This window comes from Bacillus sp. FJAT-49736 (assembly GCF_018343615.1).
Lineage (GTDB): Bacteria > Bacillota > Bacilli > Bacillales > Bacillaceae_C > Margalitia.
Genome location: NZ_JAGYPI010000001.1, coordinates 2,021,551 through 2,042,815, shown reverse-complemented (window position 1 = coordinate 2,042,815; position 21,265 = coordinate 2,021,551). Strand labels below are relative to the sequence as shown.

Here is a 21,265-nt window from a genome sequence, read left to right as displayed (position 1 = left end):
AATAACCGTTGCCATTTACTATATAAAATTATCTTAATCTTAAAAACTGACAAAATGTTTATTAAATCTAGGAGGGCTTTCGATGAATATTTTTGTACTCTTAAAAAGAACATTTGATACAGAGGAAAAAATAACTCTTTCCAATGGACAAATCAATGAAGATGGCGCTGAATTTATTATTAATCCATATGATGAATATGCGGTAGAAGAAGCAATTCAGGTTCGCGATGAGCATGGCGGCGAAGTAACAGTTGTTTCGGTAGGAAATGAAGAAACAGAAAAACAATTGCGTACTGCTCTTGCAATGGGTGCTGATAAGGCTGTTTTAATAAATACAGAAGATGATTTGGATTATGGAGATCAATTTACAACTGCAAAAATTTTGGCAGAGTTTTTAAAGGATAAGGATGCCGACCTAATTATTGGAGGAAATGTTGCTATCGATAGCGGTACTGGACAAGTTGGACCAAGGGTTGCGGATCTATTAAATATTCCTTATGTCACAACTATTACCAAATTAACGATTGAAGGTGACAAGGTAACGGTTGTTCGTGATGTAGAAGGTGATTCTGAAGTAATTGAAACCTCACTTCCATTGCTAGTTACAGCACAACAAGGCTTAAATGAACCGCGTTATCCTTCCTTGCCAGGAATTATGAAAGCAAAGAAAAAGCCTCTTGATGAGCTTGAACTGGATGATTTAGATCTAGAGGAAGAGGATGTAGAAGCTAAAACAAAAACAATTGAAGTTTATTTACCGCCTAAGAAAGAAGCAGGTAAAATCTTAGAAGGTGAATTAGAAGCTCAAGTGAAGGAATTAGTTGATCTTCTTCATAAGGAAGCAAAGGTAGTTTGATAGATAGAAAGAATTCGAATTGTAATGGACGATTTATTTCTTAACATACAGGGAGGTAATTTCGAATGGCAAGAAAAGTTTTAGTATTAGGTGAGGTACGTGACGGTTCACTTCGTAATGTTTCCTTTGAAGCTATTGCAGCAGGAAAAACAGTTGCTGAAGGTGGAGAAGTTGTTGGTGTGTTATTAGGGGATTCTGTATCAGGATTGGCAAATGAGTTAATCCACTATGGAGCAGATAGAGTAGTAGTGGTAGAGAACGAAAAGTTAAACCAATACTCCTCTGATGGATATTCTCAAGCTTTCATGGCGGTTGTTGAAAACGAAAATCCAGAAGGCATTGTTTTTGGTCATACTGCTTTAGGAAAAGACCTATCACCAAAAATTGCCAGCAAGTTAAATACAGGTCTTATTTCAGATGCAACTAGTGTGGAAGTTGCTGGAGGAAATCTAGTGTTTACTCGACCAATCTATTCTGGTAAAGCATTTGAAAAGAAAATTGTAACGGATGGGGTTATTTTTGCAACAGTAAGACCAAATAATATAAGCCCATTACAAAAGGATGAAGCAAAAACAGGAGAAGTAAGCTCTGTAACAGTGGAAATTAAAGATTTACGTACCATTATTAAAGAGGTAGTACGGAAGGCTAGTGAAGGTGTAGACCTTTCAGAGGCAAAGGTAGTTATCGCCGGTGGACGCGGAGTAAAGAGCGCAGAAGGTTTTGAACCGCTTAAGGAATTGGCAGAAATACTGGGTGGTGCTGTAGGTGCATCACGTGGTGCTTGTGATGCAGACTATTGCGACTACTCATTGCAAATAGGGCAAACTGGTAAAGTTGTTACACCGGATCTTTATATTGCATGTGGAATTTCAGGAGCTATTCAGCACTTAGCCGGAATGAGCAATTCAAAGGTAATTGTAGCTATTAATAAGGATCCTGAAGCAAATATCTTTAAAGTTGCAGATTACGGTATTGTTGGCGACTTATTCGAGGTTGTTCCGATGCTAACAGAAGAATTCAAGAAGCTTAAAGTAGCTCAATCATAATTACAATTGAAAAAATTTTTGGTCAAGTGCGGAAGAAATCAAATTTCTTTCGCACTTTATTTTTTAACGGAATATTATTTTAAAAGAACGCATTAATTAAAGTTCAAGATAGTATAAGTTTATTATCATTCAAATAATTTACAAGTTAAAATCATGTCTAGCTTAAGCAGCCATAAGCTAGCGGATTTCTACTGTTCATAAGAGCATCAGTTGAAATTAGCAGTGCCAATTTTACTCGGTGAAAATGCACTTCAATTTTCACTGATCTGTACGCAAGAGCTTTTCTAATGTAGATACTTTATAAAAATGGTGGTGTTCCGATGCTTTTTTCCATTTTTAAAGATCGATTTACGTGGAGCCTAATGCTTTTTGCTTTTATGATTATTTGCAGCCTTGTATATTGGTATTTTATAAAGGTGAAGAAAAATCGCATGGATCATAAAGCGCAGCCTTTTCTTTTTTTTAGCGGGTTATCCCTGCTTTATTTGCTTAAAGGAAGTCCACTAACAATCTTAAGCCATTTTTCTTACACCACACATATGCTGCAAATGAGTATAATCTATTTTTATATACCTCCATTAATCCTACTTGGAATCCCAAAATCAATTATAAACAAATTATATTACCGCTATATCGGTATACTTTCCCTATCCCTATTTGGATTAGGACTTTTTCTGTATCACTTACCGACAACGGCCATTTATATAATGAGTCATACCATCCTTCATGAAGTCTACTTGTGGATAATGTTTATTTCAGCTATCTTTATGTGGTATCCGCTTTCCTTCCAGAACAAACGAAACAATTATTTTCTATATACGAAGATGAAATATACCAGTTTGCAAGCAATCATTATTACTCCAGCTTGCTTATTATTAATCGTACTCCCTTTAAATCCGGAAATGAATCCACTTTTCACACAAATGTCAGCTCTTTGTATTTCTCCCTCTTATATGGAACAATTACTTCCATTTCCCTTCAATACAAGCTTTGATCAACAGTTTGCTGGTTTTCTTATGTTTCTCATGCATAAAGCAAGTGTTTCCGTCACTTCAAAAATCGCAGCAAAATCGCACGGATTATAACAGAATTAATTCTGATTTTTTACTCACCAGTTCTAGCTGAAAAATCTATTAATACACTAATTATTAACAAGCTGTTTTCATATCGATAGGTGTTTTTCCTAAATAGATTTAAATTCTAATATAGTCCCAGCTCGGGGCATCTTTTCTTACAAAGATTACTCATACTTTACAAAAAATGGGTAATTACTAAGGATTTCATCTAATAAAACAACTAATTTAAAAAAAGAGCCATTTATTATGGACAAAAAAGCTGGTGAAGTAAATATGATTGAAACTATACACCTTGACATTAAAGGAATGTATTGTAGTGCCTGCTCCGGAAGAATAGAAAAATCTGTTTTAAAAATGGATGGAATATTTGATGTGAACATAAATATGGCTACGGAAAAAGGCAGGATTGTCTATGATTCTATTCATACAAATAAGTTATTAATTCTGGAAAGAATAAAAAAATTAGGCTATTCACCAAGTATTATTAATCCAAAAGCACTAATAGCAGAAGAGAAGAAAGATGAAGAAATTTATTCATTAACTTGGAAAGTGATATTTTCTATTTTATTTGCCATTCCATTAGTGCTGACAATGGCTGTACAATCTGGTTGGATGAATATCGATTTACCAAGTTTGTTTTTCAGCCCTTGGTTTCAGCTTCTATTAGCTACTCCCATACAATTTATCATTGCTTTTCCTTTTTATGAAGGCGCATGGAATTCTATAAAAAATCGCGGAGCAACCATGGATGTATTAGTCGTCATAAGTACAACCTCTGCATATTTTTACAGTCATTTTTTAACGGTACGATCTTTACATATGGATCTCGAAAAGACCCCCATTCACTTACATTTTGAAACAAGTGTATTAATTATTACATTTGTGTTGATTGGCAAGTTGATGGAGGCAAAAACAAAAAGAAAAACATTAGATGCCATATATTCTTTAAATAAATTAAAAGTAAATACTGTAACTATTATAGAAAATGGCTTCCAATTCAATAAGTCCATAAAAGATATATCACCGGGAGATATTGTTTTATCAAGACCCGGGGAAAGAATCCCCATCGATGGGTTAATTATTTACGGTAACACTATGATGAATGAAGCCATGCTAACTGGTGAAAGTATCCCAATAGAGAAGAATGCCGGAGAAATGGTGTATGCAGGAACCGTGAATGTAAATAGCGTTATTCAGATAAAAGCAACAACTAATCATCAGGAAACAGTTCTATCAAAAATTATCGGTATTGTAGAGGAGGCGCAGCTTTCTAAGCCTCCTATTCAAAATATTGCCGATCGATTTACTTCGATTTTTGTTCCTATCGTTTTATTACTAGGGTTTTTGACATTTATTATATGGTACTATTTTATTGCTCCAAGTGATTTATCCTCTGCATTAGAAAAAATGATTGCTGTACTGATAATTTCCTGTCCGTGTGCCCTGGGGTTAGCTACCCCCATGTCTATAATGGTTGGAAGTGGACAAGCTGCAAGGCTAGGTATTTTGTTTAAAGAAGGGAAAATGATAGAGCTATTAAGTAAAAATGATGTTGTTGTACTAGATAAGACGGGGACTATTACAAAAGGAAAACCACAAGTTACGGATATGTTAGTACGGAATATCGATGAAACTTTATTTTTACAAATGGTTGGTGCAGTAGAAAGAGGAGCAAATCATCCGATTGGCAATTGCATTAACGAGGCAATTGAAAAAAAAGTCTCTCTTATTCCATTGGCACAAATGATCAAAATAATCCCCGGTTATGGTGTCGAAGGAGAAGTAAAAGACAAGAAAATCATTATTGCTAATGTAAGATATTTTGAAAGATTAGCGATATTGACTAATCTAACTCCAGTTCTAAAGGAAGCTAAAGTGCTGGAGCAACAAGGAAAAACGGTAATGATTGTTGCAATTAATGAACAGATACATGGAATAATCGCCGTAAGGGATGCAATAAAAAGGTCATCGGAAAAAGCAGTATTGCGCCTAAAAAGCATGGGACTAGAGGTCGCCATGCTATCCGGAGATAATCAATCCGCAACAAAGAACATCGCTAGCAAGGTAGGGGTTGATTTATATGTGGCTGAAATGTCACCTCAAAATAAGGCAGAATGGATTAAGGCGTCACAGAAACAAGGAAAACGGATTATGATGGTTGGGGATGGAATTAATGATGCCCCCGCATTATCGATTGCAGATGTGGGGGTGGCTCTCGGAACTGGCACAGATATAGCGGTTGAATCTGGTGACGTCACGATTATGAATGGGGATTTAAATCGACTGGTTGATGCTATTGTCATAAGTAAAAAAACTATGGTCAATATTAAGCAAAATATATCTTGGGCTTTCATATACAACTTGGTCTGTATTCCTTTAGCGGCTATGGGAGTATTGCCTCCTTGGTTTGCGGGTGCAGCAATGGCATTTAGCTCGATCTCCGTTGTGCTAAATTCTCTTCGTTTAAAAAAGATTTAGACATAATAACTTTTCTGTAAAGTGAATAAGGCATATTTGCAGGGGAATTTTAATATTGAAACTTTTCATTAGCATCATTTCCTTTAGGATGATATACTTTCATTAAACTTATTATTAGGAGGCAAGTAAATTATGGCAATTACTCATGTTACAGATGATAACTTTTCTGCCGAAACTGGCGAAGGTTTAGTATTAGTAGATTTTTGGGCAACATGGTGCGGACCTTGTAAAATGATTGCACCAGTTTTGGAGGAAGTTGATTCTGAGCTTAGTGATAAAGTAAAAATCACTAAATTAGATGTAGATGAAAACCAAGAAACTGCTAGCAAATTTGGCGTAATGAGCATTCCGACTCTTATTTTAATGAAAGACGGAAAAGAAATTGATAAAGTTATCGGCTACCAGCCAAAAGAAGCTTTAGTAGAATTTATTAATAAACATGCTTAATGAATAATGGGAAAATGAAATCCGAGTCATGTGACTCGGATTTTTTGAAAGGTGAAAGTCATGAATGAGATGATAAAAAATAAACTTGCCCTCCTCCCGGATCAGCCAGGCTGTTATTTAATGAAAGACAGACAAGGAACTATCATATATGTAGGAAAAGCAAAGATTTTAAAGAATCGGGTTAGATCGTATTTTACGGGGACACATGATGGAAAAACACAGCGACTTGTAAGCGAGATTGAAGATTTTGAGTATATTGTAACCTCCTCCAATATTGAAGCCCTAATTCTTGAAATGAACTTAATTAAAAAACATGATCCTAAATATAATGTCATGTTAAAAGATGATAAAAGCTATCCATACATTAAACTAACAAATGAACGGCACCCAAGATTAATCACAACAAGAAAGGTTAAAAAGGACAAAGCCAAATACTTTGGTCCATATCCGAATGTTCAAGCTGCAAATGAAACGAAAAAGCTGTTGGATCGTATCTACCCATTGCGAAAATGCTCCACTCTTCCAGACCGCGTCTGTTTATATTATCACTTAGGACAGTGCCTGGCACCATGTGTAAACGAGGTGCAGGAGGAGACCTACCAAAAGATGGTGGATGATATTAGCAGATTTCTTGGTGGCGGATACAAGGAAATAAAGATGGACTTGACGAAAAAAATGGAGCAAGCTGCTGAGAATCTAGAATTTGAAAGAGCGAAGGAGTTTCGTGATCAAATAACTCATATTGAAGCAACGATGGAAAAGCAAAAAATAACGATGACCGATTTTACCGATCGTGATGTATTTGGTTACTCCGTAGATAAAGGCTGGATGTGTGTGCAGGTTTTCTTCATTCGCCAAGGAAAGCTCATGGAGAGAGATGTTTCACTGTTCCCTATATATGACGAGCCAATTGATGAATTTTTAACCTATTTAGGTCAGTTTTATTTGCTGCCAAATCATTTTAAGCCAAAGGAAATCTTGATTCCACTCGATGTAGACAAGGAAATGGCGGAGCAATTATTGGAAGTGAAAATTGTTCAGCCAAAAATCGGTGCTAAAAAAGATTTAGTCAAGCTTGCTGAAAAAAATGCCAGCATTGCCTTGAAAGAAAAATTTTCCTTAATTGAAAAGGATGAGGAGAGAACGATTAAAGCGGTCGATACGCTTGGCGAAAAAATGGGAATATATACACCTCATCGGATAGAAGCATTCGATAATTCCAATATACAAGGAACGGATCCTGTATCTGCTATGATTGTTTTCATAGACGGAAAACCGGAAAAAAAGGAGTACCGAAAATATAAGATCAAAACGGTGAAGGGTCCTGATGATTATGAATCCATGAGGGAAGTAATAAGAAGGAGATATAGCAGGGTTTTAAAGGAAGGTCTACCCCTAGCTGATTTAATTATTATTGATGGTGGAAAAGGGCAAATTGATGCAGCCAAGGATGTTCTGGAAAATGAACTTGGCCTTGAGGTTCCTGTAGCAGGACTTGCGAAGGACGATAAGCATAAAACCTCTCTGTTATTATTCGGAAACCCTTTGGAAGTAGTGCCACTAGCAAGAAATAGCCAAGAATTTTACCTCCTACAAAGAATACAGGATGAGGTTCATCGGTTTGCTATAACATTTCATCGCCAACTAAGGGGAAAATCAGCCTTTCAATCATCTCTTGATAACATACAGGGTATTGGCGAAAAAAGGAAAAAACAGTTATTAAAACATTTTGGTTCAATCAAAAAAATGAAAGAAGCTACAATAGAAGAATTTATAGAAATCGGGATTCCTCGAAACATTGCGGAGAATTTGAAAGAGGGATTGGAAAGTTAGTATAGTCAAAAAAAATTTGCTATGTTATAATTTTAAAAAATTAAATCATTTATCACATAATTAAAAAGTGATAGAGGCGCAAAACTTATCAGTAAGAGCTTTGAGAAAAGTGAGTTTCGATGAAAAGCTGTGAAAGGAAGTTTTGCCGAAGTGGAAATTGACTCATTTCAAATTCTGCTGGTTCTGCATTTAATAAGTGTAGAATTGTCAAGGTGTATATAACATCTTGGAGAGCTATCTCGTCTTTGTGTTTACCGTATTAGACATCCTTTTTATACGTATTCACTAGAGCAATGAGATATGTTTCTCATTGCTCTTTTTTAGCTCTGCAGGAATATGGCAAGTGTTATTTGTTAACCTAATTTGACACCGGAAGAATAGAAAAAAGAAAGCGGGCGAATATAGTGGGTTTAGTTGTACAGAAATTTGGCGGTACATCCGTCGCGACAATCGAAAGAATTAAAAATACTGTAAAGAGGGTAATTGCTGAGAAGGAGAAAGGTAATGATGTGGTCGTTGTTGTTTCTGCCATGGGGAAAACAACCGATCAGCTTGTTTCACTTGCTAAAGAGCTTTCAACTTATCCGAATAAGCGTGAAATGGATATGCTCTTATCGACAGGGGAACAAGTTACTATTTCGTTATTGTCCATTGCATTAATAGAAGCAGGCTACGAAGCCATCTCACTAACTGGGTGGCAGGCGGGGATTTTAACCGAGAATGTACCTAGCAATGCAAGGATATTAAATATTGATCAATCGGCTATAAAAAAACAGTTAGATGCTAAACGCATTGTTATTGTTGCAGGCTTTCAAGGAATCACCAGCGATTTACAGATTACAACTCTTGGCAGAGGCGGTTCTGATACAACAGCAGTAGCCTTAGCCGCTGCGCTTGATGCGGATAAATGTATGATATATACGGATGTAACAGGTGTTTTTACCTCTGATCCGCGCTTTATCCCTTCAGCAAGAAAATTAATTGCTATCTCCTATGATGAAATGCTGGAACTAGCAAATCTGGGAGCTGGAGTGCTTCATTCCAGAGCTGTAGAATTTGCCAAAAATTACAATGTACAGCTGGAAGTTTGTTCAAGCATGGTAGACGAAGAAGGAACCGTTATTGAGGAGGAAGTTAAAGTGGAAAAAAGTTTAGTTGTGCGTGGCGTAGCATTTGAGGATGAAATTACTAGGATTACTGTATTTGGCTTAAATAACGAAAATACCAATTTATCCAGTATTTTTACAACATTAGCTAGTCACAATATAAATGTTGATATTATTATCCAAAACCTGACTGTTGGTGAAAATCCGTATCTTTCCTTTACCATTAAGCACGATGATTTACATGATACTATTCAATTGTTAGAGGCGAAGCAAACAGAGCTTGGCTTTGATCATTTTGAATATGAATCTGGACTTGCGAAAGTATCCATTATTGGTTCTGGAATGATATCAAATCCTGGTGTAGCAGCAAGAATGTTTGAGTGTCTGACCAAAAATGATATTCAAATAAAAATGGTCAGTACATCCGAGATTAAGGTTTCTACTGTATTAGAAGAATCCGAAATGATAAAAGCTGCAGAAGTGCTCCATACTGAATTTGGTCTTGATGCTGTACGGCAAGAGGCATGATAGCATCTGCATGAAAAAAAGCCTGATTACAGGCTTTTTTCATGCAGATTTTTTTATTACTCTGTGACTGTATCCTTCATGTCCCAACGAAGTATGAATCGGACTGATTGAGTTTTTTTAATAATTTCTTCATACGCTTCTGTTCTTACTTTCATTTGCGTTTGAATTTGCTCTGCTAAAAAACCCGCTTCGAGTTTATAGCATGAGTCCGTTTTTAATTTTAAATGTCTTGAAATAATCGGGCTTGAAATCTCTAATTCCATTCCATTCTTATCTTGTTTTAACACTCTTAACAATCCCCATCCGGCTTCCTCAAAGAAAGAAATAACCTCTTCCATAGATATTAGCGGAAACTTCCTAGCTAAGTGCTTGCCGGCCCAATATAAAATTTCCGGTGTTTCCTTACCAAGCAATTCAGGAATTAATACTTCCCGGATCAATTCATAGCCAAAGGCAGGTATGGTAAGCTGTTCAGAATTCTCCATACTTTCTTGCTCTAATTGTAATGACGCTCTCAAGTTATTCCCCTCTTTCTATAAGGCTCTTTTCTTAAACTTTGTTGTTTTTGTATACGAAAGGTCTTGGTTACAACCCTCCTCAAGTTAAAAATGGAAAATTCCATAAGAAAAGATGCCTCGACACCAACCTATGTTAGCATTTATAAATAATGACGAAAAGCCACAATTAAATTGAAACAAGCCTTCTATAAGCATATTATATACAAAAATAGCGGTCAGTTTGATAAAAAATTTTACAAAATCGTAACCAATAATTTCATTTTGGGCTTGAAAAATTTCCCTTTTCTTTAACCTTGTTGCTTTATATGGTAAAGAAAAGCTAAAAATGTATATTAGATTTAGATTTCTATAAGATTTTATTTAAAGATGCCGGATTTTCTTATACAGTATGTTCCAGCCATTTACTTGAAGAGCAAGAGTTCATGTGAAAAATGATTATATAATTCAAAGCACATCACTTAAAAATATATGTGGAAGAAAGTTTAAAAGTATAGACAAATTCCGACTTTTTTCTGTATACGTTTCCTTGACGCTTAAACTAACCGGGAGTAAAATGGTTATGTCACATAAAAGCATAAATTTGGATGCATAGTAAGGTATAATGAAGTGCAAAAATGATGAAAAGTTTTTACTATGCACGCTCTAAAATCTAAGGGGGGTAAATTGTGGCCGGAAATCGTGAATTTGTAAATCGCAGAATACACTCATTGCTAGGTGTTATTCCTATCGGTGCTTTCTTAGTAGTCCACTTAGTGGTGAACCATTTTGCAACACATGGTGAAGCATCCTTTAACCATGCAGTTTCGTTTATGGAAAGTCTGCCGTTTCTAATTTTCCTTGAAATTTTTCTAATTTATTTACCGCTGCTGTTCCATGCAATATATGGATTTTATATTGCCTTTACAGCAAAAAATAACGTGAGCAGACTTGGATTTTTCCGAAATTGGATGTTTTTATTGCAACGTGTTTCTGGTATTATCGTGTTTATTTTCCTTGCTTGGCACGTTTATGAAACTCGAATTAAAGTTGCATTAGGCCAAGAAACACTTGATTTCCATATGATGGAGAATGTTTTATCCAATCCAGTTATGTTTATTTTCTACATAATCGGAGTACTTGCGACTATCTTCCATTTCTCTAATGGTCTATGGTCATTCCTTGTAAGCTGGGGTATCACACAATCACCACGATCACAACAAATTTCTTCTTATGTAATGTTAGTTGTGTTTGTTGTATTGTCTGTTATCGGTTTACGTGCATTATTTGCATTTGCTTATCCTGGCTGGTTTGCTTAAGAGAGGAACAAATGCTGAATATTTGTTAGGCTAATCCTAATGAATACAAAAATAACAAATGATTAGGCACTATAAGCTTTTGATATAATTTTTTCTTATCAGGAGTCCTAATATCGGTTTTGTAGTTTTATAAAGGAGTGAGTCACGATGAGTAAAGGTAAAATCATCGTAGTCGGCGGTGGATTAGCCGGCTTGATGTCAACAATTAAAATTGCGGAAGCAGGAAAAAAAGTAGATTTGTTTTCTGTCGTACCAGTGAAGCGTTCTCACTCTGTGTGTGCGCAAGGTGGAATAAATGGTGCGGTGAATACAAAGGGTGAAGGAGATTCACCTTGGATTCATTTTGATGACACAGTGTACGGTGGAGACTTCTTAGCAAATCAACCTCCGGTTAAAGCAATGTGTGAAGCAGCACCTGGCATCATCCATTTGTTTGACCGTATGGGAGTTATGTTTAACCGTACACCAGAAGGATTATTAGACTTCAGACGTTTTGGTGGAACTCAGCATCATCGTACAGCATTTGCTGGTGCAACAACTGGACAGCAGCTTTTATATGCTCTAGATGAACAAGTCCGTCGTCATGAAGTTGCAGGTCTTGTAAATAAGTTCGAAGGCTGGGAATTCCTAGGGGTTATTCAAGACGATGCAGGGGTTTGCCGCGGTATCGTTGCTCAAAACCTAACATCAATGGAAATTAAAGCATTTGAAGCCGATGCAGTTATTATGGCAACAGGTGGCCCTGGTATTATTTTTGGTAAATCTACTAACTCTATTATTAATACTGGTTCCGCTGCATCTATCGTGTACCAACAAGGTGCAACATATGCGAATGGTGAATTCATTCAAATACATCCTACCGCGATTCCTGGGGATGATAAACTTCGTCTAATGAGTGAATCTGCTCGTGGAGAAGGCGGTCGTATTTGGACATATAAAGATGGTAAGCCATGGTACTTCCTTGAAGAAAAATATCCTGCATACGGAAACCTAGTTCCACGTGATATTGCAACACGTGAAATTTTTCATGTATGTGTAGATGAGAAGCTTGGAATCAATGGTGAAAATATGGTTTATCTTGATCTTTCTCACAAGGATCCACATGAGCTTGATGTGAAGCTAGGCGGTATTATTGAAATTTATGAAAAATTCGTTGGGGAAGATCCACATAAAGTACCAATGAAAATTTTCCCTGCTGTTCATTATTCAATGGGTGGACTATGGGTAGATTACAAGCAACATACTAGTATTGAAGGGTTGTTTGCTTGTGGAGAATGTGACTATTCACAACACGGTGCAAACCGCTTAGGTGCAAACTCCTTATTATCCGCTATTTATGGCGGTATGGTTGCTGGTCCAGAAGCAGTTAACTATATTGAAGGTTTAGAAACAAGTACAGATGGATTATCATCTACTATTTTTGATAATGCTGTCAAGGATCAAGAGGAAAAATGGAATAATATATTGTCCTTAAATGGTACTGAAAATGCATATGTTCTTCATAAAGAGCTTGGCGAATGGATGACGGACAATGTTACGGTTGTTCGTTTCAATGACAGGCTTAAAAAGACAGATGACAAAATTCTTGAATTGATGGAACGCTATAAAAACATCAATGTAAACGATACAGCCAAATGGAGTAATCAGGCAGCAGCGTTTACGCGTCAATTACAAAATATGCTACAGCTTGCTCGTGTCATTACAATCGGTGCATTGAATCGTAATGAAAGCCGTGGTGCTCATTACAAGCCAGATTTCCCTACTCGTGATGATGAGAACTTTTTAAAAACAACTATGGCTAGCTACGATGCAGCTAATAATGAACCTAAATTCAGTTATGAGGATGTTGATGTATCTTTAATTAAACCTCGCGAACGTGACTATACGAAAAAACATTAATATTAATATTAATATTAATGTAACCCTTATACAGCCTCGTGAACGCAGGTATTCTTAAAAGAAAGAGGAGAAATAAGGATGAGTGAACAAAAAACGGTACGTTTTATAATTACACGTCAAGACAATCCAAATTCAGCCCCTTATGAGGAGGAATTTGCAATTCCGTATCGTCCAAATATGAACGTTATTTCAGCTTTAATGGAAATTCGCCGCAATCCGGTTAATGCTAAAGGTGAAAAAACAACACCGATTACTTGGGATATGAATTGCTTGGAAGAGGTATGTGGAGCTTGCTCCATGATTATTAACGGAAAGCCAAGACAATCTTGTTCTGCCCTTGTGGACAAACTAGAACAGCCAGTTCGACTTGCACCTATGCGTACATTCCCTGTTGTTCGTGACCTTCAGGTAGACCGCAGTCGTATGTTTGATTCACTTAAAAAAGTGAAAGCATGGATTCCAATTGACGGTACTTACGATCTTGGGGAAGGTCCACGTATGCCAGAGAGAAAGCGTCAATGGGCTTATGAACTTTCAAAATGTATGACTTGCGGAGTATGTTTGGAAGCATGTCCAAATGTTAACAGCAAATCAAACTTTATTGGTCCAGCACCATTATCACAGGTTCGTCTTTTCAATGCACATCCAACAGGCGCAATGAACAAAGATGAACGTTTAGAAGCAATTATGGGAGATGGAGGACTTGCAAATTGCGGTAACTCTCAAAACTGTGTGCAATCATGTCCTAAAGGTATTCCTTTAACAACTTCTATTGCTGCTCTAAATCGTGCAACTACATTCCAAATGTTCAAGAACTTCTTCGGAAGCGACCATATGGTGGATTAATTTAAAAAGATCTTCAGTCAACTGGCTGAAGATCTTTTTTTATGCGAAATTTCGAATACTTCTTTTTCATTTTAATCTTTCAAGTTATAATAAAAGAATGAGCGTTCATTCATTTTTGGAAGAGGGGAATATACAATTGAAGAAAATATCTTATATAGAGGATTTTTCAGCATGGAAAAATGAATTTTCATTTTCTCATTTTATAAAAGTTAGATTTTCTGAAACAGATATGTTTGGCCATTTAAATAATACAGTCCCTTTTACATATTTTGAAGAAGCAAGAATAGAGTTTTTACATTATAAGGGATTTATGAAGGACTGGGTAACAAATAACAAGAATGCGATCCCAGTTGTCGCCGATTTGCAATGTGATTTTTTACAACCAGTCTTTTTTGGAGATACACTAAAACTTTTTGTAAAAGCAAATCAAGTTGGAAATTCTTCTGTTGATCTTCATTATTTAGCCATTAATCAAAAGGAAGAGGTTTGCTTGGTTGGCAGAGGAGCGATGGTGCAAATGTCAACTATTACAGGTAAAGGAGTACCATGGGAAGAAGAGGAAAAATTAAAGCTGCTCCAATGATATAAACAAAAATATTTTATCTTTTACCAAGAAAAACGCACATTTTCCTTTTTTTCTTTATTTTCGTTGTCTCTAGATGTCACTCTCATTATTTAATTCACATATGATATTCTGACAATCAAAATACCCATCCCCGCGGTTTAAAGCTGGCGAAGGCAAGGAGGGTTACAATAGTTGAAGGACAACGAATTCACACACAAACCGCTGCTTACAAAAAGAGAAAGAGAAGTGTTCGAACTGCTGGTCCAAGATAAAACAACGAAAGAAATTGCAAGCGAATTGTTTATTAGTGAAAAAACAGTTCGAAATCATATTTCCAATGCCATGCAAAAGCTTGGGGTCAAGGGGCGTTCTCAAGCTGTGGTAGAACTTCTTCGCATGGGAGAGCTGAAGCTTTAACCGGAACCGACTGCCGAATGCAGTCGGTTTTCCCCTTTTGTGGGCCTATCTGACATAGCCTAATAAAATCATTCTTGAAATTTCGATTAAAAAAGGTGACAATACATTTAGAAAGCTTATTTGTTTTGAATGGAGGTTCACTAAAGACATGATTAATGAAAGTGAATTAATTCAACATGAGTTAGATGTTGTTGCTAGAATAGAAAAAGACCTTCGATACATTGCCGCGATTATTAAGCAAAAAGGTCGTGAACTCCTTAGTAATTATACCATCACTCCCCCGCAATTTGTGGCTCTTCAATGGTTATTTGAGGAAGGTGATATGACTATAGGTGAGTTATCTAATAAAATGTATTTGGCATTTAGTACAACTACTGACTTAATCGATCGGATGGAAAAGAATGAGTTAGTTGTTCGGGTTAAAGATGCCCATGATCGCAGGGTGGTTAGGATTCACTTGTTGGATAAGGGTAAAGATATGATTGGCGAAGTAATTAAAAAACGTCAAAATTACTTGCAGGATATATTAAAGAACTTTTCGGCAGATGAAGTATTAAATTTAAAAGATAATCTAATAAAATTACACCAAGAAATGAAGACAGATTGAGGCGAGATGGTTGAAACAGCCGATAGGGATTATTGATTCAGGGGTTGGCGGGCTAACAGTAGTAAAAGAGGTTATGAGACAATTGCCAAACGAAACGGTTTATTATGTTGGTGATACTGCCCGCTGTCCATATGGTCCAAGACCGGTAGAGGAAGTAAAAGCCTTTACCTGGGAAATGACCCGCTTTTTAATGAGACATAATATTAAAATGCTCGTAATAGCTTGTAATACTGCGACTGCAGTGGTTTTAGACGAAATAAGATCCGTTCTTAAGATTCCGGTTCTTGGAGTAATCTACCCAGGAGCAAGAGCAGCATTGAAAAATACAAAAACATTTAAAATAGGTGTTCTTGGAACAATAGGAACGATTAAGAGCGGCGCATACGAAAAGGCTTTAAAATCGGTAAATAGACGTGTACAGGTGACATCACTGGCCTGTCCTAAATTTGTTCCGTTAGTGGAAAGTGGAGAGTATCATGGTCCGTTGGCAGAGAAAATTGTCTTCGAGTCTCTTGAGCCAATTCAAAAAGCCGATATGGATATATTAATTTTAGGATGTACACATTATCCATTGTTAGAAAGCCTTATAAAAAAGACAATGGGAAAACATATTCGTATTATAAGCTCTGGTGAAGAAACAGCCAGAGAAGTGAGCACGATCCTTTATTTTCATGATATTTTTAACCTTGAAGATACTCAACCAAAGCATAAATTTTTCACGACTGGTTCCAGTAAACTATTTTCTATTATTGCTTCGGATTGGTTAGAACAGAATATTGATAATGTAGAAACAATCTATTTAGGAGAAACCATTTAATAAATAATGGTTTCTTTTTTTTATTTAACCGGTCTAATTCATTCAGATAGCTCGTATAGATATTAGTACAAACTGTCTCTAGGAGGGGTATAAAGTGTCTAATAAGGTAAAAAACACTATTGCTATAACGGTTCTGGCTTCGAGCGTGTATTTATCCGGATGTGGATTGTTCAATAGTGAAAAAAAGGAGCAAATTGATCCACCGCAAAAAATTACTTATGATTCGAAAACAAGTATGAAGTCAGGTAAAAAGGTAAACGAAAATACCGTAATGACAGAGCTGTATTTGCTGGACAAGAATGGTTATGTCGTAGCTCAAACGCTTCCGCTACCAAATAAAACAAGTGTCGCTAAACAAGCATTGCAGTACTTAGTAAAAGGAGGACCTGTGGAGGAGCTGCTTCCTAATGGCTTCCAAGCAGTTCTCCCTGCCAATACGGAGGTAGATGTTAATATTAAAGATGGTACAGCAATAGCGGATTTTTCCAATGAATTTAAAAAATATAAAGCGGAGGATGAGGAAAAAATCCTAGAGTCTATCACTTGGACACTTACACAATTCGAGAAAGTGAAAAAGGTTGAAATCCAAGTAAACGGACATAAACTTGCGCAAATGCCTGTGAACAATACTCCAATTAATCCAGCTGGTTTGTCCAGAAAAGATGGAATTAATGTAGATGCTTCCGGAGTTGTTGATATTACAAATACCCACCCGGTAACTGTTTATTATCCGGCCCAAAATAATGCAAATGAAGTGTATTACGTTCCAGTTACAAAACGGATTGCAAATAGTGAAAAAAATGATATTAAGGCTGTTGTAAGTGCACTGACAAAAGGACCAAGACAAAACTCTAATCTACTTAGCGCATTCAATTCAGATGTTAGATTACTTTCCGATCCAAAGGTGGATAATGGAAATGTAACGCTAAACTTTAATGATGAAATAATCAGTAGCTTTGAGCAAAAACAAATTGCTGATGAAGTTCTCGAACCATTAGTGCTTTCCTTAACAGAGCTGCCGGACATTACAAATGTTTCTATTGAGGTAAACGGCAACACGAAGCTGGTGGATGAAAAAGGAAAATCTTTAACAAAACCGGTAGAAAGACCAGAAAAAGTGAACACGGGTAGTTTTTAAAAGCAAATTTTTGATATAATAATGATATAAACTAGGGGCTGGCTTAGGTGCCGCCTCTTCTTTCGTGTAAGCATGTTTTTAAAATTAAAAAAACAGCTTGATATTAAAGGGAGGTTGAGCTTTTGAGAGTAGATGGTAGAGATAGGTATCAATTAAGGCCAATACATATAGAAAGCAATTATTTAAAACATCCAGAAGGATCTGTGCTCATTACGGTTGGTGATACTAAGGTCATTTGTAATGCAAGCATTGAAGACAGAGTTCCTCCTTTTATGAGGGGCAGTGGGAAGGGCTGGATTACTGCCGAATATTCCATGCTTCCGCGTGCAACGGAACAAAGAAATATTAGGGAATCTTCAAAAGGGAAAGTTACTGGAAGAACGATGGAAATACAACGCTTAATTGGAAGAGCCCTTAGAGCTGTTGTTGATTTAGAGTTAATTGGCGAACGTACAATTTGGATTGATTGTGATGTTATTCAAGCGGATGGTGGCACGAGAACAGCCTCTATTACTGGGGCTTTTATTGCAATGGCACTCGCACTCGATAGCTTATTTGAAGCAAAAGCGATCAAAAGATTCCCTATAACGGATTTTTTGGCTGCTACCAGTGTAGGGATCTTAGAAGAAACTGGAGTAATCTTAGATTTGAACTATTCAGAAGACAGCCAGGCACAAGTAGATATGAACGTTGTTATGACGGGAAGAGGGCAATTTGTGGAGCTTCAGGGAACAGGCGAAGAATCAACATTTTCCGTTCAGGAATTGCAGCAATTATTAGAAGCGGCTCAACTAGGATTAAACGAAATTTTTGCGATACAAAAGCAAGTTCTTGGAACTATTTCTGAGAAAATAGAGGGAAATGTGAAAGCAAATGGATAAATTACATAATAAAGAAATTATTATAGCTACGAAAAATAAGGGAAAGGCAAAGGAATTTGAAAGGCTTTTTGCTCCTTATCATATTAGGGTTCTTACCTTGCTTGATTTTCCCGATGTGTCTGATATAGAAGAGACAGGAAATACTTTCGAAGAAAATGCATTATTAAAAGCGGAAGCTATATCAAAGCAATTCCATACAATGGTTATTTCCGACGACAGTGGTTTAGTAATTGATGCATTAAATGGAAGACCTGGTGTTTTTTCTGCAAGATTTGCAGGTGAAAATAAGGATGATGAAGCGAATATAAATAAGGTTCTTTCCGAATTAAAAGATGTACCTCAAGAGAATAGAACAGCAAGATTTTATTGTGCTATCGCATTGGCTATTCCTGATGAAAAAACGATAACTGTCTCAGGCGTTTGTGAAGGGGAAATATTAAAAGAGAAACGTGGAACAAATGGTTTTGGGTATGATCCTATCTTTTTCATTAAGGAGAAGGGATTGACGATGGCAGAATTATCCTCAGAAGAAAAAAACAAATTAAGTCATCGAGCAAAAGCAATACAAAAATTATTCCATGAAATAAAGGATTTATTAATTTAGATTAGGATGATGGGGAATGAAATTACTAGTGGTGAGCGACAGTCATGGACTAACTAGCGAACTAATCGAAATAAAGAAAGAGTATGAACAAAAAGTCGATGCTATGATCCACTGTGGGGATTCTGAATTGATGGCCAGCAGTATAGAAATGCAAGGTTTTTTAAGTGTTAGAGGTAATTGTGACTATGATCGCACCTTTCCTCTTGATTTAACAGAAAAAATGGAAGGAAATACGATATTTGTTACGCACGGACATCACTACAATGTCAAAATGACCTTAATGAATCTCTCGTATAAAGCGAAAGAGGTTGGAGCAGATTTTGTATTTTTTGGCCATTCACATGCATTAGGTGCTGAAGTAATAGATGGAACATTATTTTTAAATCCGGGCAGTATTTTTATGCCGCGCGGACGACAAGAAAAAACCTATGCTATTATTGAAAAAGACGGAAACCAAATCACAACTAAATTTTATACAAATACTCATCAAGAATTACTTCCATTAAGACATCAGTTTGTATTATAATGATAACCTATTGCAGTAAATTATTGCTGCAATAGGGAAGTTTTAATATTTTTATTGAAAACCATTGACATTCGATTGATATTCAAATATAATAAAAAATGTCTTTGAGAATTACATAGTTAAATGAATTCATAATTTAACTGTTATATTCACATCAGCGTACCGATTGAGCTGCATCTTGAATAGGCTTTCTGAAATCGGGACGACAAATACTTTGCTTTACATTCTATAATAATTTTATATTCTTAACATGTCCCAGTAGCTCAGCTGGATAGAGCACGATCGAATATGCTGCGTAGCATTACATCAGCGTACCGATTGAGCTGCATCTTGAATAGGCTTTCTGAAATCGGGACGACAAATACTTTGCTTTACATTCTATAATAATTTTATATTCTTAACATGTCCCAGTAGCTCAGCTGGATAGAGCACGATCGAATATGCTGCGTAGCATTACATCAGCGTACCGATTGAGCTGCATCTTGAATAGGCTTTCTGAAATCGGGACGACAAATACTTTGCTTTACATTCTATAATAATTTTATATTCTTAACATGTCCCAGTAGCTCAGCTGGATAGAGCAACAGCCTTCTAAGCTGTGGGTCGGGGGTTCGAATCCCTCCTGGGACGCCATTCACTACATATCAGCTTACCATGGGTAAGCTTTTTTTGTTTTTTCTAAAGTAACTCTCCTATTTTGTAATATTTCTTTCAAAATGCTACACTATTCCCGATTATGGTAAAGGCGGTAACAAACATGAAAAAGTATAAAAAATACATAAAAAAAGAGAATATTGTATATTTTCCAGGGTTACCAGAGCGACTTCTTTCTATGGGAATAGAACAATTAGATCTGAAAAACTTCGAAGCGGCATTAAGCTTTCTACTTCAGGCAAGGGAAATGGATGAGGAGAGCCCAGAAATACAAGCCGCTTTACTTGTTGCCCTTTTTGAAACAGGTAACTATACGGAGGCAAAAATATTATGCGAACAAATGTTAAAAACAGGAATTGGAGATTATTTTGAAACCATTGATATATATTTATTAGTACTTATACACCTTAAAGAATATAACAAAGCAGCGGAAACGATAAATGCATTATTGGAAGAGAAGGAAGTACCTTTTCATAAACTAGAGCATTACGAAAAGTTAATGGAGTTTAGTGAAAGAAGATCAGACATCGGAATGAATAATTTCACTATTAGTAATGAAAATAAATTAGATTTAACATCAATGCCACTACAAGAACAAATATTTGCAACAGCCGAATTGATGAATACCAATATTCAGCCGTACATAGACGATTTTATACAGATTTTGAATGACTCGAATCAACATCCTTTTTTACAAACGATGATTCTTAATTTGTTGAAAGAGCACGGTAATGAGAAAAAAATAAAGATCCAAAAATTTCATTATTCAGACATGGTAATTCCAGCAGAGCTTCCCCCATTATTTGAAACTCCTTTCTATAAGGAGTTAAATGAACAATTACAAATAAAAATAGAACAGGAAAACCCCTCGTTATACGAACAAATAAAAACAATAATGGATAAGCATTTCTTTTTATTATATCCATTTGAGTTAGATCCGGAGGAGGTAACATTATGGGCGGCGAGCTATCAAACATTAGGACAGGAATTATATGGGGAACAAATAGATAACCAGAAAATTAGGGAAGTGTATGAAATTAAAGAAACAGCCTTTAAAAAAAGTCTAGAATTTCTCCACAAACTCGAAGAAATTTCTTTGCCTATTCTTTAGCTCTATTATTGAAACAC

20 protein-coding genes, 1 tRNA gene and 1 riboswitch are annotated in these 21,265 nt (G+C 36.2%); of the genes, 20 read left to right on the top strand and 1 reads right to left on the bottom strand.

Annotated features, from left to right (window positions below; all coding sequences use genetic code 11):
• Positions 1 to 82 precede the first annotated feature (82 nt).
• From KHA87_RS10700 to KHA87_RS10670, 7 genes are all read left to right on the top strand, one after another.
• Entirely contained in the window at positions 83 to 856 is a 774-nt protein-coding gene (locus KHA87_RS10700; RefSeq protein ID WP_213094037.1) for an electron transfer flavoprotein subunit beta/FixA family protein, read from the top strand.
• Positions 857 to 921: 65 nt separating this feature from the next.
• Positions 922 to 1,902: an electron transfer flavoprotein subunit alpha/FixB family protein gene (locus tag KHA87_RS10695; RefSeq protein WP_213094036.1), complete on the top strand. Its 981-nt coding sequence runs from the start codon at positions 922 to 924 to the stop codon at positions 1,900 to 1,902.
• Positions 1,903 to 2,222: 320 nt separating this feature from the next.
• A complete protein-coding gene (locus KHA87_RS10690; RefSeq protein ID WP_213094035.1) occupies positions 2,223 to 2,987 on the top strand; it encodes a cytochrome c oxidase assembly protein in 765 nt (254 codons plus the stop codon).
• A gap of 237 nt (positions 2,988 to 3,224) precedes the next feature.
• On the top strand, positions 3,225 to 5,456 hold the full coding sequence (locus KHA87_RS10685; RefSeq protein ID WP_249310258.1) for a heavy metal translocating P-type ATPase: 2,232 nt from the start codon (positions 3,225 to 3,227) through the stop codon (positions 5,454 to 5,456).
• A 132-nt stretch (positions 5,457 to 5,588) separates the two neighbouring features.
• The gene (trxA, locus tag KHA87_RS10680) at positions 5,589 to 5,903 is read left to right on the top strand and encodes a thioredoxin (RefSeq protein ID WP_213094034.1); all 315 of its coding nucleotides are present in this window, start codon (positions 5,589 to 5,591) and stop codon (positions 5,901 to 5,903) included.
• Between the two features lie 60 nt (positions 5,904 to 5,963).
• A complete protein-coding gene (uvrC, locus tag KHA87_RS10675) occupies positions 5,964 to 7,736 on the top strand; it encodes an excinuclease ABC subunit UvrC (protein ID WP_213094033.1) in 1,773 nt (590 codons plus the stop codon).
• Positions 7,737 to 7,799: 63 nt separating this feature from the next.
• Positions 7,800 to 7,981, top strand: a riboswitch (Lysine riboswitch).
• Positions 7,982 to 8,140: 159 nt separating this feature from the next.
• A complete protein-coding gene (locus KHA87_RS10670; protein WP_213094032.1) occupies positions 8,141 to 9,370 on the top strand; it encodes an aspartate kinase in 1,230 nt (409 codons plus the stop codon).
• A 56-nt stretch (positions 9,371 to 9,426) separates the two neighbouring features.
• Here the strand turns inward: KHA87_RS10670 and KHA87_RS10665 are convergent, their stop codons facing one another.
• Positions 9,427 to 9,888 carry a YslB family protein gene (locus KHA87_RS10665; RefSeq protein ID WP_249310257.1) on the bottom strand — a complete coding sequence of 154 codons (462 nt, stop codon included), beginning with the start codon at positions 9,886 to 9,888 and terminating at the stop codon, positions 9,427 to 9,429.
• Between the two features lie 665 nt (positions 9,889 to 10,553).
• Here KHA87_RS10665 and KHA87_RS10660 point away from each other — a divergent pair.
• The 13 genes from KHA87_RS10660 (at position 10,554) to KHA87_RS10600 (ending at position 21,248) form a co-directional block, all read left to right on the top strand.
• On the top strand, positions 10,554 to 11,183 hold the full coding sequence (locus KHA87_RS10660) for a succinate dehydrogenase cytochrome b558 subunit (protein WP_213094031.1): 630 nt from the start codon (positions 10,554 to 10,556) through the stop codon (positions 11,181 to 11,183).
• 147 nt (positions 11,184 to 11,330) lie between these two features.
• Positions 11,331 to 13,082, top strand: a complete 1,752-nt coding sequence (gene sdhA / locus KHA87_RS10655; protein ID WP_213094030.1) for a succinate dehydrogenase flavoprotein subunit — start codon at positions 11,331 to 11,333, stop codon at positions 13,080 to 13,082.
• Positions 13,083 to 13,160: 78 nt separating this feature from the next.
• Complete coding sequence (gene sdhB, locus KHA87_RS10650; RefSeq protein WP_213094029.1) at positions 13,161 to 13,928, top strand: succinate dehydrogenase iron-sulfur subunit; 768 nt, start codon at positions 13,161 to 13,163, stop codon at positions 13,926 to 13,928.
• A gap of 136 nt (positions 13,929 to 14,064) precedes the next feature.
• Positions 14,065 to 14,511: an acyl-CoA thioesterase gene (locus KHA87_RS10645; protein ID WP_213094028.1), complete on the top strand. Its 447-nt coding sequence runs from the start codon at positions 14,065 to 14,067 to the stop codon at positions 14,509 to 14,511.
• Between the two features lie 174 nt (positions 14,512 to 14,685).
• Positions 14,686 to 14,910 carry a helix-turn-helix domain-containing protein gene (locus tag KHA87_RS10640; RefSeq protein ID WP_055739090.1) on the top strand — a complete coding sequence of 75 codons (225 nt, stop codon included), beginning with the start codon at positions 14,686 to 14,688 and terminating at the stop codon, positions 14,908 to 14,910.
• Between the two features lie 148 nt (positions 14,911 to 15,058).
• Positions 15,059 to 15,517, top strand: coding sequence for a MarR family winged helix-turn-helix transcriptional regulator (locus KHA87_RS10635; RefSeq protein ID WP_213094027.1), 459 nt, complete (start codon positions 15,059 to 15,061; stop codon positions 15,515 to 15,517).
• A gap of 10 nt (positions 15,518 to 15,527) precedes the next feature.
• Positions 15,528 to 16,334: a glutamate racemase gene (racE, locus tag KHA87_RS10630; protein WP_213094026.1), complete on the top strand. Its 807-nt coding sequence runs from the start codon at positions 15,528 to 15,530 to the stop codon at positions 16,332 to 16,334.
• A gap of 94 nt (positions 16,335 to 16,428) precedes the next feature.
• Positions 16,429 to 17,472, top strand: coding sequence for a GerMN domain-containing protein (locus KHA87_RS10625; protein WP_213094025.1), 1,044 nt, complete (start codon positions 16,429 to 16,431; stop codon positions 17,470 to 17,472).
• Between the two features lie 122 nt (positions 17,473 to 17,594).
• Entirely contained in the window at positions 17,595 to 18,353 is a 759-nt protein-coding gene (gene rph / locus KHA87_RS10620; protein ID WP_213094024.1) for a ribonuclease PH, read from the top strand.
• The gene (locus KHA87_RS10615; RefSeq protein ID WP_213094023.1) at positions 18,346 to 18,957 is read left to right on the top strand and encodes an XTP/dITP diphosphatase; all 612 of its coding nucleotides are present in this window, start codon (positions 18,346 to 18,348) and stop codon (positions 18,955 to 18,957) included. Before rph ends, KHA87_RS10615 begins: the two co-directional genes overlap by 8 nt.
• A gap of 16 nt (positions 18,958 to 18,973) precedes the next feature.
• The gene (locus KHA87_RS10610; protein WP_213094022.1) at positions 18,974 to 19,483 is read left to right on the top strand and encodes a metallophosphoesterase; all 510 of its coding nucleotides are present in this window, start codon (positions 18,974 to 18,976) and stop codon (positions 19,481 to 19,483) included.
• Between the two features lie 556 nt (positions 19,484 to 20,039).
• Positions 20,040 to 20,116 (top strand) — tRNA-Arg (locus tag KHA87_RS10605).
• 124 nt (positions 20,117 to 20,240) lie between these two features.
• Complete coding sequence (locus KHA87_RS10600) at positions 20,241 to 21,248, top strand: tetratricopeptide repeat protein (protein ID WP_213094021.1); 1,008 nt, start codon at positions 20,241 to 20,243, stop codon at positions 21,246 to 21,248.
• Positions 21,249 to 21,265: the final 17 nt, after the last annotated feature.